The sequence below is a fragment of the Acidovorax soli genome (genome assembly GCF_900107605.1).
Classification (GTDB): Bacteria; Pseudomonadota; Gammaproteobacteria; order Burkholderiales; family Burkholderiaceae_C; genus Acidovorax; species Acidovorax soli.
In genome coordinates, this window is record NZ_FNQJ01000001.1 from 209,762 (window position 1) to 222,560 (window position 12,799).

Below are 12,799 nucleotides of genomic sequence, written 5' to 3' on the forward strand. Positions count from 1 at the left end.
ATGCTGGCCTACATCCTCAAGCGCGTGCTGCTGATGCTGCCCACCCTGCTGGGCGTGCTGCTGCTGACCTTTGTGGTGATCCAGTTCGTGCCCGGCGGTCCGGTGGAGCAGTACATGGCCGAGGCCAAGGCCGGCGCGGGTGGTGGTGGCGCCGAAGGCGGCGGCCTGGCCTACCGGGGCGCGCAGGGCGTGGACCCGAAGCGGCTGGAGCAGATCAAGGCGCTGTATGGCTTCGACAAGCCTGCGCACGAGCGTTTCTGGCAGATGCTGGGCCAGTTCGCGCGCTTTGACCTGGGCAAGAGCTTCTTCCAGAACAAGGACGTGTGGCAGCTGGTGGTGGAGAAGCTGCCCGTGTCCATCAGCCTGGGGCTGTGGACCTTCTTCATCAGCTACCTCGTGGCCGTGCCCCTGGGCGTGGCCAAGGCGGTGCGCGCGGGTTCGCGCTTCGATCTGGTGACCACGCTGCTCATCCTGGTGGGCTATGCGATTCCGGGCTTCGTGCTGGGTGTGGCGCTGCTGGTCATCTTCGGCGGACAGCTGCAGTGGTTTCCGCTGCGCGGGCTGACCTCGTCGAACTGGGAGGAGTTGGGCTGGGGCGCGCGCATCGTGGACTACCTGTGGCACATCACCTTGCCCATCACCGCCATGGTGCTGGGCAGCTTTGCCGTGACGGCCATGCTGACCAAGAACGCGTTTCTCGAAGAAATCCGCAAGCAGTATGTGCTGACGGCGCGCGCCAAGGGCCTGAGCGAGCGCCAGGTGCTGTGGAAGCATGTGTTCCGCAACGCGCTGATTCCCATCATCACCGGCTTTCCGGCGGCGTTCATCGGCGCGTTCTTTGCGGGCTCGCTGCTGATCGAGACGCTGTTTTCACTCGACGGCCTGGGCCTCTTGAGCTACGAGAGCGTGATCCGCCGCGACTACCCCGTGGTACTGGGCACGCTGTATTTGTTCACGCTGATCGGGCTGGTGACCAAGCTGATTTCCGACCTGTGCTACGTGTGGGTGGACCCGCGGGTGAAATTCGATTGATGGCTGATCGAGAGTTGGACATAATAAGTGCCCAACTTGTCCATTTGAGGGGTTCATCATGACCTGGAACATCGCCAGCGCCAAGCAGCAATTTTCTGAAGTGGTGCGCCTGACCGCCGAGGAGCCGCAAGCTATCTACAACCGAGACAAACCTGTCGCCGTGCTGATTTCGGCGCAGGAGTTTGAGGAATTCAAACGATGGAAGGCCGAGCGCCAGCGGCCCACGCTGGCGCAGCAGTTTGACGAAATACGCGCTTTGCTTGCAGCACAGGGATTGGATGGCATCGAGATACCGCCCAGAACCAATCGCCCCAATCCCATGGATGAACCTGGATACTGGGACTGACAGCCATGCAGCTTGCAGACACCAACATCATTAGCGAGCTGATGCGCCGCCAGCCCCACCCAGGCGTTCTGGCGTGGCGCGACACGGTCGATGCTGTGCATGGCAAGCTCACTTTGTCTGTCATCACGATCGATGAAATTTTTTATGGCTTATTGCGCAAACCCCACCCCACCTTAATGGCATGGTTTGACGAGTTCATTGGGCGCAATGAGGTGCTCGACACCACGCCATCCATAGCTCGCCGCGCTGGAGAAATGCGCGGCATGTTCGCCGCACGCGGGCAGGTGCGCAGCCAGGCCGACATGCTGATAGCCGCCACCGCCCAGGTGCACGCGCTCACGGTGGTCACGCGCAATGTGCGCGACTTTGATGGCTGCGGCATTGGGCTGCTCAACCCGTTTACGGCATGAGTCCAGCCAGCCCGTCCTTGTCCCCCTCCCGCCGCGCCTGGCTGCGTTTCAAGCGCAACCGCCTGGGCTACTGGAGCCTGCTGATTTTTTGCGCGCTGGTGCTCGTGAGCCTGTGCGCCGAGCTGGTCAGCAACGACCGGCCGCTCATCGTGCGCTACGAGGGGCAGACCTACTTTCCCATGCTCAAGGACTACCCCGAGAAGACCTTTGGCGGCGACTTCGAGACGCCCACCGACTACCTCGATCCCTTCATCCGCGAGCGCATCACGCAGGGCAGCAACTGGGCGCTCTACACCTTGAACCCCTACGGGCCGAACACGCTCAACTACTTTGCCAAGGCGCCCAACCCCTCGGCGCCCACGCCGGAGAACTGGCTGGGCACCGACGACCGCGGGCGCGACCTGCTGGCGCAGCTGATCTACGGCTTTCGCGTGAGTGTGCTGTTTGCGCTGGCGCTCACCGTCACGGGCGTGGCGCTGGGCGTGATCACCGGCGCCATCCAGGGTTTCTTTGGCGGCAAGACCGATCTGGCGTTTCAGCGCTTCATCGAGATCTGGGGCTCCATGCCCGAGCTGTACCTGCTCATCATCTTCAGTGCCGTGTTCGCGCCCAGCATTTCGCTGCTGTTGATCTTGCTCAGCCTGTTTGGCTGGATGGGGCTGAGCGACTACGTGCGCGCCGAGTTTTTGCGCAACCGCCAGCTTGATTACGTGAAGGCGGCGCGCGCCCTGGGCGTGGGCAATGCGCAGATCATCGGGCGCCACATCCTGCCCAACAGCCTCACGCCCGTGGTCACCTTCCTGCCGTTTCGCATGAGCGCGGCCATCCTGGCGCTGACCTCGCTCGACTTCCTGGGCCTGGGCGTGCCGCCGGGCACGCCCAGCTTGGGCGAGCTGCTGAGCCAGGGCAAGAACAGCATCGATGCCTGGTGGATCTCGCTGTCCACCTTCGGCGTGCTGGTGGTCACGCTGCTGCTGCTGACCTTCATGGGCGATGCGCTGCGCGATGCCTTGGACCCCCGGAAACAATGAACACCCCCCTGAGTCGCTTCGCGCCTTCCCCCCTCTCTCGGCTTCGCCGGGAGGGGAGACGCCGCCAGCGCGGCGGGGCGGCCCTTGCGCGGCGTCCGCTGGCCTGGTGCGTGCCAGTTGCTGACATCCGATCCTGCATCAGCCCGTTGCGAACGACAGCAAAGCCATGATCGCCACACTCCAACCCCAGTCCCCGCCTGCACCGCTGCTGCAGGTGCACGACCTTTCCGTGCGCTTTGGTGCCAAGGAGGTGGTGTGCGGCGTGGGCTTCAGCATCGCGCCGGGCGAGAAGCTGGCGCTGGTGGGCGAGTCGGGCTCGGGCAAGACCATCACCGCTTTGAGCCTGCTGCGCCTGGCGGGTGATGCCAGCATCAGCGGCCAGGCCTTGCTGCGCGGGCGCGACCTGCTCTCCTTGTCGGAACGCGAGATGCGCGGCGTGCGCGGCGGTGACATCGCCATGGTGTTCCAGGAGCCCATGACGGCGCTGAACCCGCTGATGACCATTGGCCAGCAGATTGCCGAGGTTCTGGCGTTGAAAAGGGCTTTGGCGCCCGCCCAGTCTGCGCAGCAAGCGATGGAGTTGCTGGCAAAGACCGGCATCCCCGAGCCCGAACGCCGTGCCAACAGCTTTCCGCACCAGTTGAGCGGCGGCCAGCGCCAGCGCGCCATGATCGCCATGGCCCTGGCCAGCGAGCCCGCGCTGCTGCTGGCCGACGAGCCCACCACGGCGCTCGATGTCACGCTGCGTGGCCAGATCCTGGATTTGCTTTCTGATTTGCAGCGCCAGACCGGCATGGCCGTGCTGCTCATCACGCACGACCTGAACCTGGTGCGCCGCTTTGCCGACCGCGTGGCCGTGATGGAGCAGGGCGTGCTGGTGGAGCAGGGCCGCGTGGCCGATGTGTTTGCTGCCCCGCAGCATGGCTACACCCGCCGCCTCATCGCCAGCCAGCCCCGGCGCGATGTGGTGGAGACCGAACCCGCCGAAGGGATCGCCCCTGTGGTGCAGGCGCAAGACCTGCGCGTGGTTTATCCCACGCCCTTGCCCGGCGTGCGCGGCTGGTTCAAAAAAGGTGAATTCGTCGCCGTGCTGGGGGCCACGCTGCAACTGCTGCCCGGCCGCACGCTGGGCGTGGTGGGCGAATCGGGTTCGGGCAAATCCACGCTGGCGCAGGCTATTTTGGGCCTGCTGCCGCATGGCGGCGAGCTGGCGGTGGCGGGGCAGGGCTGGCAGCAGCCGGCCGCGCGCAACACGCCCGCCAACCAGCAGTTGCGCCGCCAGGTGCAGGTGGTGTTCCAGGACCCGTTCTCCTCGCTCTCGCCGCGCCTCACCGTCGAAGAGATCGTGGGCGAGGGCCTCCAGGTGCACGAGCGCGCGCTGGACATGGCGGCGCGTCGTGCCAGGGTGGAGGCCGCGCTGGCCGAGGTGGGGCTGACCGAGGCGCAGTTCCCCGGCCTGCTGGCGCGCTACCCGCATGAATTTTCCGGCGGCCAGCGCCAGCGCCTGGCCATTGCCCGTGCCCTCATCGTGCAGCCGCGCGTGCTGGTGCTCGACGAACCCACCAGCGCGCTCGATGTCACCATCCAGCAGCAGGTGCTGGGCCTGCTGCAGCGCCTGCAGCGTGACAAGGGCCTGAGCTACCTGCTCATCACGCACGACGTTCAGGTCATCCGCGCCATGGCGCACGACGTGCTGGTGATGAAGGATGGCGAGGTGCTGGAAAGCGGCACGGTGGCCCAGGTGCTGGATGCGCCCCGGCAAGCCTACACCCAGCGCCTGGTGGCAGCGGCCGCAGTGCCGGGCTGACGCACTGCGCGGGCGAGTGCCTGTCGTGCGGCCATTCTGCCTATCGCAGGTAGGAGCGCAGCACGGCGGTCACCTGATCCATGCCTGCGTCGCGTGCCGCATCCGACAGCCCTTGCGCGCCCACATGCTCGCGCAGGTGGCCTTCCAGCACCTGGGCCATCAGGCCATTGACGGCACCGCGGATCGCGGCGATCTGCTGCAGCACGGCGGCGCAGTCGGACTGCGCCAGCAGGGCTTTTTCGAGTGCGCTGGCCTGGCCCTGGATGCGGCGCACGCGTGCCAGCAACTGCTTGTGTCCGGTGATGGTGTGTGCCATGGAATTGGGGGGTGATGGATACTGGGGTGGAGTATATTGCGGGGCAATTTCATCCCCCTCCATTCCATGCCATCCACTGCCACGCCCTCTGACGGGTCCCATTCCCACCACTTCCACCAGGGCAACCCGCTGGCCGAGCGCAACACGCGCTGGGCCGTGGCCCTGACCGTAGCGATGATGGTGGCCGAGATCGCCGGGGGCTGGGTTTTCAACTCCATGGCCTTGCTGGCCGATGGCTGGCACATGAGTTCGCACGCGCTGGCGCTGGGCCTGTCGGCCATGGCCTACGCGGCGGCGCGGCATTACGCGCACGACCGGCGGTTTTCGCTGGGTACCTGGAAGATCGAGGTGCTGGCAGGCTACACGAGCGCGCTGGCACTGGTGCTGGTGGCGGGCGTGATGCTGGTGCAGTCGCTGCAGCGGCTGCTGGCGCCCCAGCCCATCCACTACGACGAGGCCATCGCCATTGGTGTGGTGGGCCTGCTGGTCAACCTGGCCTGCGCCTGGCTGCTGCGCGGTGGCCACCACCACGGACACGATCATGGCCATGGGCATTCCCACGGGCATGGGCATTCGGACCACCACCACGACCTGAACCTGCGCTCGGCCTACCTGCATGTGCTGGCCGATGCCGCCACCTCGGTGCTGGCCATCGTGGCGCTGTTCGGCGGCAAGCTGTGGGGGGCGGACTGGCTGGATCCGGTGATGGGCATCGTGGGCGCGGTGCTGGTGGCCGTGTGGGCCCAGGGCCTGCTGCGGGATACGGGCAAGGTGCTGCTCGATGCCGAGATGGACGCGCCGGTGGTGGCGGAAATCCGCGAGGTCATCGCGGCCAGCCCCGTGCCGGCGCGCATCAGCGACCTGCATGTCTGGCGCGTGGGCCGGGGCGACTACGCGTGCATCCTGTCGCTGGTCACGTCGCCCGGCGTGGCGCCGGAATATTTCAAGCGGCAGCTGCGCGTGCACGAGGAGCTGGTGCACATCACGGTCGAGATCCATGCGCCTGGCGCGGCGGCGCCGGCCTGATTTTCCGCCGTCACTTTCGGCTGTAGCCCCGTGCCGGGGCACAATCCTCTGCAGGGCGCACCTGCGCACCCCCTTCAGAGACCACGGCCATGCAATTCAGCGATCTTGACAGCGATACCGAAGACACCGTGCACACGCCCCAGGAGCGCGCTGCCGCCGCATCGCGCAGCACCTGGGTGAGCGTGGGTGTCAACCTGGTGCTGTCCACCATCCAGATCGTGGTGGGCGTGCTGGCCAAGTCGCAGGGCCTGATCGCCGATGGCATCCACTCGCTGTCCGACCTCGTGGCCGATTTCGTGGTGCTGTTCGCCAGCCACCATGCCAAAAAGGATGCCGACGAGGGCCACCCCTACGGCCACCACCGCTTCGAGACGGCGGCCTCGCTGGTGCTGGGTCTGCTGCTGTTGGCGGTGGGCATGGGCATGGTGTGGTCGGCGGTGCTCAAGCTGGAGAACCCGCAAACGGTGCCGCAGGTGCATAGGGTGGCACTGTGGGTGGCCGGTGCCGCTCTGGTGGGCAAGGAACTGCTGTTTCGCTACATGCTGGCCGTGGCCAAGCGCGTCAAGTCCAGCATGCTGGTGGCCAATGCCTGGCACGCGCGCTCGGATGCGGCCTCGTCGCTGGTGGTGGGCATCGGCATTGCCGGCAACCTGGCCGGCTATCCCATCCTGGACCCGATTGCCGCGCTCATCGTCGGCTTCATGGTGGGCAAGATGGGCTGGGAGTTTGGCTGGGATGCGCTGCACGACCTGATGGACCGTTCGGTGGACGAGCAGGAAGTGCAGGCCATCCGCCAGACGCTGCTCGACACGCCGGGCGTGAGCGGCGTGCACGATGTGCGCACGCGCAAGATGGGCGACATGATCGTGGTCGATGCCCACCTGGAGGTGGACGCAGCGCTCACCGTGGAGGCCGGCCACGACATCGCCGTGCAGGCGCGCCAGCGCGTGCTGCAGCGCCACCGCGTGCTCAACCTCATGACCCATGTGGACCCGTGGCGCCGGCCCGATCTGGACCACGCCGCGCCTTTGGTGCGCGGCAGCGCCGTGGCGCAGTAGGCGTTCTTTGCCGGGGCGCGGGCCGGGCCGGAGTCAGCGTCCGCCAGGTCCGGGCAGCCGGGTCCGCACCAGGCTCCGGCCCGCGCGCCGCACCAGTTCCAGCCAGACCAGGCAAAGCGCCAGCAGGCAAGCGGCCACCGCCACGCCCTGGGCGCCGGGCAAAGCCAATCCCATCAGCGCGCGCAGCCCCGGAATGCCCAGCACCGCGGCCAGCAGCAAGGCCATTGCGGCGGCAATGCGCCACAGCCAGGGGTTTGGCCGGGTGATGCCCAGCAGCGCCGGGCGCGACAGGTCGCGGTTGGCCAGGATCAGCAGCATGACGCACAGCACCAGCGTGCCGAACACCACGGTGCGGCTTTGCGCGCTGCCCCAGCCCTGACCCGCCAGCCAGGACTGCCCGCCCAAGAGCAAGGCCGCCACGCCCAGGCCCTGCAGCACGGAGTAAACCAGTGGGCCCATGGCAAACGGCGAGTCGGAGACGGGGCGGGGCGGCCGCTCCATGGTGTTGCTGTCTTCGGGTTCGGCCTCCAGCACGACCGCGCAGGTGGGGTCTATCAGCAACTGCAGCAGCACGATATGCACCGGCATCAGCAGCGTGGGCCATTTCAGCAGCGTTGGCCCCAGCACCAGCGCGATGATGGGGACGTGGACCGCGAAGGTGAAGCGCATGGCCTTGCGCACGTTGCCGTCGATGCGCCGGCCCTGGCGGATGGCGGCGACGATGCGCGCGAAGCTGTCGTCCAGCAGCACCAGCGCGGCGGCCTCGCGCGCCACGTCGGTGCCGCGCTCGCCCATGGCGATGCCCACGTCGGCAGCCTTGAGCGCGGGGGCGTCGTTCACGCCGTCGCCGGTCATGGCCACCACTTCGCCGCTGGCACGCAGCAGCTGCACCAGGCGCAGCTTGTGCTGGGGCTTGAGGCGCGCGCACAGATCCACATGGCGCAGCCGCTCGGCAAGGGCCGCGTCGTCCAGCGCTTCCAGCTCGGGGCCGGTGAGCACCTGGGGCCGCTCCGACAGGCCCACCTGCTGCGCAATGGCGCGGGCCGTGGCCGGGTGGTCGCCGGTCATCATGATCACGCGCACGCCCGCGCGCCGGCATTCGGCCAGCGCGGCGGGCACTTCGGGGCGGGGCGGGTCGGCCAGCGCCACCAGGCCGAGGAAATCAAAGTCGAAGTCGTGCTGGCTTTGCGGCCAGGGCGGGCTCTGGTCGGGCGCCGGGGGCGGGCCCCGCCAGCGCCCCCGTGCCACGCCCAGCACGCGCAGGCCACGCTCGGCCATGGCTTCGACCTGGCGGCGGATGGCACCCAGCCGCGCGGCATCGAGGTGGCACAGGTCGGCCACGGCCTCGGGCGCACCCTTGGTGGCCAGCAGGTGCAGGTCGGGCTCGTCGCTGGCAAACACCCGTGTCATGGCCAGGATCTCGCCCGAGAGCGCGTATTCGAACTCGGGCTCGCGCCCGTCGTGCACATGCTCGGTGCCTTCGAGCCATTGGTGGCCGAAATGCTGGATGGCCTTTTCCATGGGATCGAACGGATCGCCCGGCGTGGCCAGCATGGCGAATTCGGCCAGCAGGTGGAAATGTTCGGGCATTTCGCTGGCGCCGTCGGCGGGCCTGAAGCGCTGGTCGGCGGTGGCGATTTCGGCCACGGCCATGCGGTTCAGGGTGAGCGTGCCGGTCTTGTCCACGGCCAACACCGTGATGGCGCCCAGCGCCTCGACGGCGGTGACGCGCCGCGTCAGCACCTTCTGGTGCGCAATCCGCCAGGCGCCCAGCGCCAGGAACACGGTGAGGATGACAGGAATCTCCTCGGGGAGGATGGCCATGGCCAGCGCAATGCCCGAGAGCAGGCTGTCGAGCAGCGGCCGGCCGTTCCACCACCAGCCCAGCAGCACCTGCGCCAGGGCCAGGACGAGGGCGGCCGTGCCCAGCGTGCGCACCAGCCGGCGCGAGCCCTGCTGCAGCGCCGAAGGCGGCTCCACTGTTGCTGCGAGATCGGCGCCGATGCGCCCCACGGCGGTGTGGGCGGCGGTGGCACACACCTGGGCCACCCCCACGCCGCGCGTGACCACGGTGCTCGCGAAGAGACTGGGTGTGCCATCTCCTCCCGGTGTTGGTGACGGTGTTTGTTGGGTATCCGGTGCAGCGCCTTGTGCTGCGGGCAGCTTGGCCACCGGCACGGCTTCGCCGGTGAGCAGGGATTCGTCCACTTCGAGCTGGCCGTCGATCAGCAGGGCGTCGGCGGCGATGCGGTCGCCCTCGTGCAGCACCAGCAGGTCGCCGCGCACCACGTCGCGCCCGGCGATGCGCTGCTCCTGGCCGTCGCGGATGACCAGCGTGCGCGGGGCCGACAGGTCCCGCAGCGACTCCAGCGCGCGCTGCGTCTTGCGCTCCTGCGCCAGCGTGATGCCGATGACCACGAACACAAAGCCCAGCAGGAAGAGGGCTTCGCCCCGGTCGCCCAGCGCCAGGTAGATGCCGCCAGCCGCCAGCAGCATGAGGAACATCGGCTCGGTGACCACGTCGCGCACAATGGCCAGCGTGGACTTGGGCGCGCTGCCTGGCAGCAGGTTGGGGCCTTCGGCGGCCAGGCGGTGTGCGGCGTCGGCGGTGCTCAGGCCGGGTTGTGCGGGCGTTGGCCTGGGCGTCGGGATTTCTGGAGCGGGCATGGCTTTGCGCTGGGGCGCATATCAGGGCTTGCGCGCCACCAGCCCCAGCAGGGCAGACGGGCCTTTGTGCTGGGTGCCCTCGCTCAGCACCGCCTCATAGTCGCGCAACTCGATGATCTCCAGGCCGCTGAAGGCCGAGCGGATCATTTCCGGCGTGTACAGGTGCGACAGGATGGGTGGCCCGCCGGTCTTGTATTCCAGTTGCCGGGGCGTGTAGCCCTGCAGCACCAGCACGCCACCGGGCCTGAGCGCTGCCACCATGTGGGCGAACAGGCGCGCGCGCATGGCGGGGTCGGCAAACTGTACAAAGATGGCCACCACGGCGTCGTAGCTGGCGGTGGGCCAGGGCCACTGGTCGCAATCGGCCACGCTGTAGTGCACGGTGACCTGGGCTTGCGCGGCCAGTTGCCGAGCCCGGCCCACGCCCACGTCCGAGATGTCGAAAGCGTCCACCTGCAGGCCCTGGCGCGCCAGCCAGACGCTGTTGCGCCCGTCGCCATCGGCCACGCACAGCACGCGGCCGCCGGGTGCGAGGTGGTGGGCCTGGGTGCGCAGGTAGTCGTTGGGCTCCTGGCCAAACAGGTGGGGGTCGCTTGCGTAGCGCTGGTTCCAGGTGGCAGCGGCGTCGGGGAAGGGTGTTGCGGTCATGGTAGGTGCCTTGTGCAGTCGTGGGCTAGAACATACAGGCCGGGCGCTTGCCGTTGTCGTTCACGGCGATGGTGGGCCGATGGTGCCACAGGCCGTGATGCGGCTGCGCGTGGCCGGAGTTTTTAGGGCAAGAATGGCCTGTAGCGCTTTTTGATAAAGCTCTGAAAGCTATTAAATTGATAGTATTTGATCTGCTCGCCTCGCCACCATGGCCGGCGCCTCGACCGCCTTGCCGGGGCTGATCGAGGACCTGGCCTTCGGGCTGGCTGCCGTGCTGTCGGTGGCGGCCAGGGTGGTGTTTGGGGTGCTTCGGTCTGCCGCAGCCGGGCGCCACTGGGCACCCGTGCACCGCATCTTCCCGCGACAACTTACATTGGAGCCATGGACAAAAAACACACCTTTCACCGCAGCGACCTGGTGCGCATTGCCGTTGACGCCATGAAGGAGCGCGGCCTGGAGCCCGAGTTTCCGCCCCGCGCGCTGCAACAACTGCAAACCATCGCGGCCGCCGGGCAGGATGACGATCCGCGCATCCGCGACCTCAGCGCGCTGCCCTGGTGCTCGATCGACAACGATGACTCGCTCGACCTCGACCAGCTCACGGCCTGCGGTCCCTTGGGCAACGGCGCCGTGAAGATCTTTGTGGCGGTGGCCGATGTGGACGCCCTGGTCCGGAAGAACTCGGCCATCGACCAGCATGCGCACATCAACACCACGTCGGTCTATACCTCGGCGCGGGTGTTTCCGATGCTGCCCGAGCGCCTGTCCACCGACCTGACCTCGCTGAACCCGGGGCAGGAGCGCCTGGCCATCGTGACCGAAATGGTGGTGGATGCCGAGGGTGCGGTCACCCATTCCACTGTGCACCGGGCGCGGGTGCGCAACCACGCCAAGCTGGCCTACGATGCCGTGGCCGCATGGATCGAGGGCGAAGGCGAGCTGCCCGAAGCAGCGCGCGCCGTGCCCGGCATGGACGAGCAGCTGCGCACCCAGGACATGGTGGCCCAGCGCATGCGCGCGCGCCGGCGCCAGCAGGGCTCGCTGGACCTGGAGACCTTCCAGCCGCGGGCCGTGTTCGACGGCGACCGCGTGGTGGACATCCGCCAGCAGGAGCAGAACCGGGCGCGCCAGCTCATCGAAGAGTTCATGATCGCCACCAACACCTGCACGGCGCAGTTTCTGGCGCGGCACGGCGGCAGCGCCTTGCGGCGGGTGGTGCGATCGCCCGAGCGCTGGCTGCGCATCGTGGAAGTGGCCAGCAAATATGGCGAGGCACTGCCCAAGACGCCCGATTCGCGCGCGTTGGAGGGTTTCCTGGCGCGCCAGCGCCAGGCCGATCCGCTGCGCTTTCCCGATCTGTCGCTGGTCATCATCAAGCTGATGGGTTCGGGCGAGTATGTGGTCGAGCACCCCCGGGGCGAGCCCATCGGCCACTTCGGCCTGGCCGTGCGCGACTACACGCATTCCACGGCGCCCAACCGCCGTTACCCCGATCTGGTGAGCCTGCGCATGGTCAAGGCGCTGCTGTCGGGCGAGCACCCGCCCTATGGCCTGGCCGAACTGGCCACGCTGGCCGAGCATTGCACCCACCAGGAAGACGCGGCGCAGAAGGTGGAGCGCAGCGTGCGCAAATCCGAGGCGGCGCTGTTCCTGCAGGGGCTGATCGGCCAGAAGTTTGACGCCATCGTCACGGGCCGCACCGAGAGCGCCACCTGGGTGCGCATCTTCACGCCGCCGGCCGAAGGGCTGCTGATGGCGGGCGATTTCAACCTGGAGGTGGGGCAGAAGATCCGCGTGAAGCTGCTCAGCACCAACGTGGAGCGCGGTTTCATCGATTTCGAGCAGGCGCGCTGAAATTCTGTGCCCACCCGGCGCCAGCGTCCGAGCCCCCAGCAGGAGACTTCACCATGGCCAAGCGATCCTTTCCCCTGTCCAAGGTCTATGGGCTGCTCGAACCCGGCCCGGTGCTGCTGCTGAGCACGGCGCACAAGGGGCGGATCAACGCCATGGCGATGTCCTGGCACACCATGATGGAGTTCGAGCCGCCTCTGGTGGGCTGCGTGGTCAGCAGCCGCGATTTCAGTTTCACGGCCCTCAAAGCCACGCGTGAGTGCGTGCTGAACATCCCCGCCGTGGAGCTTGCGCAGAAGGTGGTGGACTGCGGCAACAGCTCGGGCCGCAGCGTGGACAAGTTCGCGGCGTTCGGCCTGACGCCCGCGCCGGCCTCGCTGGTGGCCGCGCCGCTGATCGCCGAGTGCCATGCCCACCTCGAATGCAAGGTGGTGGATACGCGTTTTGTGAACCGCTACAGCTTCTTTGTGCTGGAGGTGGTTCAGGCCTGGACCGATCCGGCCTGCAAGGACCCGCGCACGCTGCACCACCGGGGCTGGGGCGCCTTCATGGTGGCGGGCGAGACGATCCGGTTGCCGTCCAAAATGAAATAGCCGGGTCCGCCTTT

At 67.6% G+C, this 12,799-nt stretch carries 12 protein-coding genes; 9 read left to right on the forward strand and 3 right to left on the reverse strand.

The window, feature by feature from the left end; translation table 11 throughout:
• The 5 genes from BLW02_RS01035 to BLW02_RS01055 all read left to right on the forward strand — a co-directional run bounded on the left by BLW02_RS01035 (position 1) and on the right by BLW02_RS01055 (position 4,626).
• On the forward strand, positions 1-1,032 hold the full coding sequence (locus BLW02_RS01035) for a microcin C ABC transporter permease YejB (RefSeq protein WP_092696612.1): 1,032 nt from the start codon (positions 1-3) through the stop codon (positions 1,030-1,032).
• A 58-nt stretch (positions 1,033-1,090) separates the two neighbouring features.
• Positions 1,091-1,378, forward strand: coding sequence for a type II toxin-antitoxin system Phd/YefM family antitoxin (locus BLW02_RS01040; RefSeq protein WP_026437368.1), 288 nt, complete (start codon positions 1,091-1,093; stop codon positions 1,376-1,378).
• Between the two features lie 5 nt (positions 1,379-1,383).
• Complete coding sequence (locus BLW02_RS01045) at positions 1,384-1,788, forward strand: type II toxin-antitoxin system VapC family toxin (protein WP_026437369.1); 405 nt, start codon at positions 1,384-1,386, stop codon at positions 1,786-1,788.
• A complete protein-coding gene (locus BLW02_RS01050) occupies positions 1,785-2,819 on the forward strand; it encodes an ABC transporter permease (protein ID WP_026437370.1) in 1,035 nt (344 codons plus the stop codon). The genes BLW02_RS01045 and BLW02_RS01050 overlap by 4 nt, the downstream gene beginning before the upstream one ends.
• 166 nt (positions 2,820-2,985) lie before the next feature.
• On the forward strand, positions 2,986-4,626 hold the full coding sequence (locus BLW02_RS01055; RefSeq protein ID WP_034713080.1) for an ABC transporter ATP-binding protein: 1,641 nt from the start codon (positions 2,986-2,988) through the stop codon (positions 4,624-4,626).
• 40 nt (positions 4,627-4,666) lie between these two features.
• Here BLW02_RS01055 and BLW02_RS01060 read toward each other — a convergent pair whose 3' ends face one another.
• Positions 4,667-4,942, reverse strand: a complete 276-nt coding sequence (locus BLW02_RS01060) for a metal/formaldehyde-sensitive transcriptional repressor (RefSeq protein WP_026437372.1) — start codon at positions 4,940-4,942, stop codon at positions 4,667-4,669.
• 66 nt (positions 4,943-5,008) lie between these two features.
• Between BLW02_RS01060 and dmeF the strand changes: the two genes are divergently transcribed.
• Both dmeF and BLW02_RS01070 read left to right on the forward strand, forming a co-directional pair.
• Positions 5,009-5,968 (forward strand): CDF family Co(II)/Ni(II) efflux transporter DmeF, encoded by a 960-nt coding sequence (gene dmeF / locus BLW02_RS01065; RefSeq protein ID WP_026437373.1) that lies wholly within the window; start codon positions 5,009-5,011, stop codon positions 5,966-5,968.
• Between the two features lie 89 nt (positions 5,969-6,057).
• A complete protein-coding gene (locus BLW02_RS01070; protein ID WP_026437374.1) occupies positions 6,058-7,026 on the forward strand; it encodes a cation diffusion facilitator family transporter in 969 nt (322 codons plus the stop codon).
• Positions 7,027-7,059: 33 nt separating this feature from the next.
• On the opposite strand, the gene BLW02_RS01075 is transcribed toward BLW02_RS01070, so the two are convergent.
• Together BLW02_RS01075 and BLW02_RS01080 are read right to left on the reverse strand one after the other, a co-directional pair.
• Positions 7,060-9,693 (reverse strand): cation-translocating P-type ATPase, encoded by a 2,634-nt coding sequence (locus BLW02_RS01075; protein WP_034713085.1) that lies wholly within the window; start codon positions 9,691-9,693, stop codon positions 7,060-7,062.
• Positions 9,694-9,714: 21 nt separating this feature from the next.
• On the reverse strand, positions 9,715-10,341 hold the full coding sequence (locus tag BLW02_RS01080; protein WP_026437376.1) for a class I SAM-dependent methyltransferase: 627 nt from the start codon (positions 10,339-10,341) through the stop codon (positions 9,715-9,717).
• Between the two features lie 381 nt (positions 10,342-10,722).
• Here BLW02_RS01080 and BLW02_RS01085 point away from each other — a divergent pair, with 381 nt between their 5' ends.
• Together BLW02_RS01085 and BLW02_RS01090 are read left to right on the forward strand one after the other, a co-directional pair.
• Positions 10,723-12,195 carry an RNB domain-containing ribonuclease gene (locus tag BLW02_RS01085; RefSeq protein WP_026437377.1) on the forward strand — a complete coding sequence of 491 codons (1,473 nt, stop codon included), beginning with the start codon at positions 10,723-10,725 and terminating at the stop codon, positions 12,193-12,195.
• 53 nt (positions 12,196-12,248) lie between these two features.
• Positions 12,249-12,785 carry a flavin reductase family protein gene (locus BLW02_RS01090; RefSeq protein WP_026437378.1) on the forward strand — a complete coding sequence of 179 codons (537 nt, stop codon included), beginning with the start codon at positions 12,249-12,251 and terminating at the stop codon, positions 12,783-12,785.
• The last annotated feature ends 14 nt before the right edge of the window (positions 12,786-12,799 follow it).

Excerpts from the sequence above, each read along its gene's own strand:
- BLW02_RS01035 (WP_092696612.1), top strand. The coding sequence starts at position 1 with ATGCTGGCCTACATCCTCAAGCGCGTGCTGCTGATGCTGCCCACCCTG.
- BLW02_RS01040 (WP_026437368.1), top strand. The coding sequence starts at position 1,091 with ATGACCTGGAACATCGCCAGCGCCAAGCAGCAATTTTCTGAAGTGGTG.
- BLW02_RS01045 (WP_026437369.1), top strand. The coding sequence starts at position 1,384 with ATGCAGCTTGCAGACACCAACATCATTAGCGAGCTGATGCGCCGCCAG.
- BLW02_RS01050 (WP_026437370.1), top strand. The coding sequence starts at position 1,785 with ATGAGTCCAGCCAGCCCGTCCTTGTCCCCCTCCCGCCGCGCCTGGCTG.
- BLW02_RS01055 (WP_034713080.1), top strand. The coding sequence starts at position 2,986 with ATGATCGCCACACTCCAACCCCAGTCCCCGCCTGCACCGCTGCTGCAG.
- BLW02_RS01060 (WP_026437372.1), bottom strand. The coding sequence starts at position 4,942 with ATGGCACACACCATCACCGGACACAAGCAGTTGCTGGCACGCGTGCGC.
- dmeF (WP_026437373.1), top strand. The coding sequence starts at position 5,009 with ATGCCATCCACTGCCACGCCCTCTGACGGGTCCCATTCCCACCACTTC.
- BLW02_RS01070 (WP_026437374.1), top strand. The coding sequence starts at position 6,058 with ATGCAATTCAGCGATCTTGACAGCGATACCGAAGACACCGTGCACACG.
- BLW02_RS01075 (WP_034713085.1), bottom strand. The coding sequence starts at position 9,693 with ATGCCCGCTCCAGAAATCCCGACGCCCAGGCCAACGCCCGCACAACCC.
- BLW02_RS01080 (WP_026437376.1), bottom strand. The coding sequence starts at position 10,341 with ATGACCGCAACACCCTTCCCCGACGCCGCTGCCACCTGGAACCAGCGC.
- BLW02_RS01085 (WP_026437377.1), top strand. The coding sequence starts at position 10,723 with ATGGACAAAAAACACACCTTTCACCGCAGCGACCTGGTGCGCATTGCC.
- BLW02_RS01090 (WP_026437378.1), top strand. The coding sequence starts at position 12,249 with ATGGCCAAGCGATCCTTTCCCCTGTCCAAGGTCTATGGGCTGCTCGAA.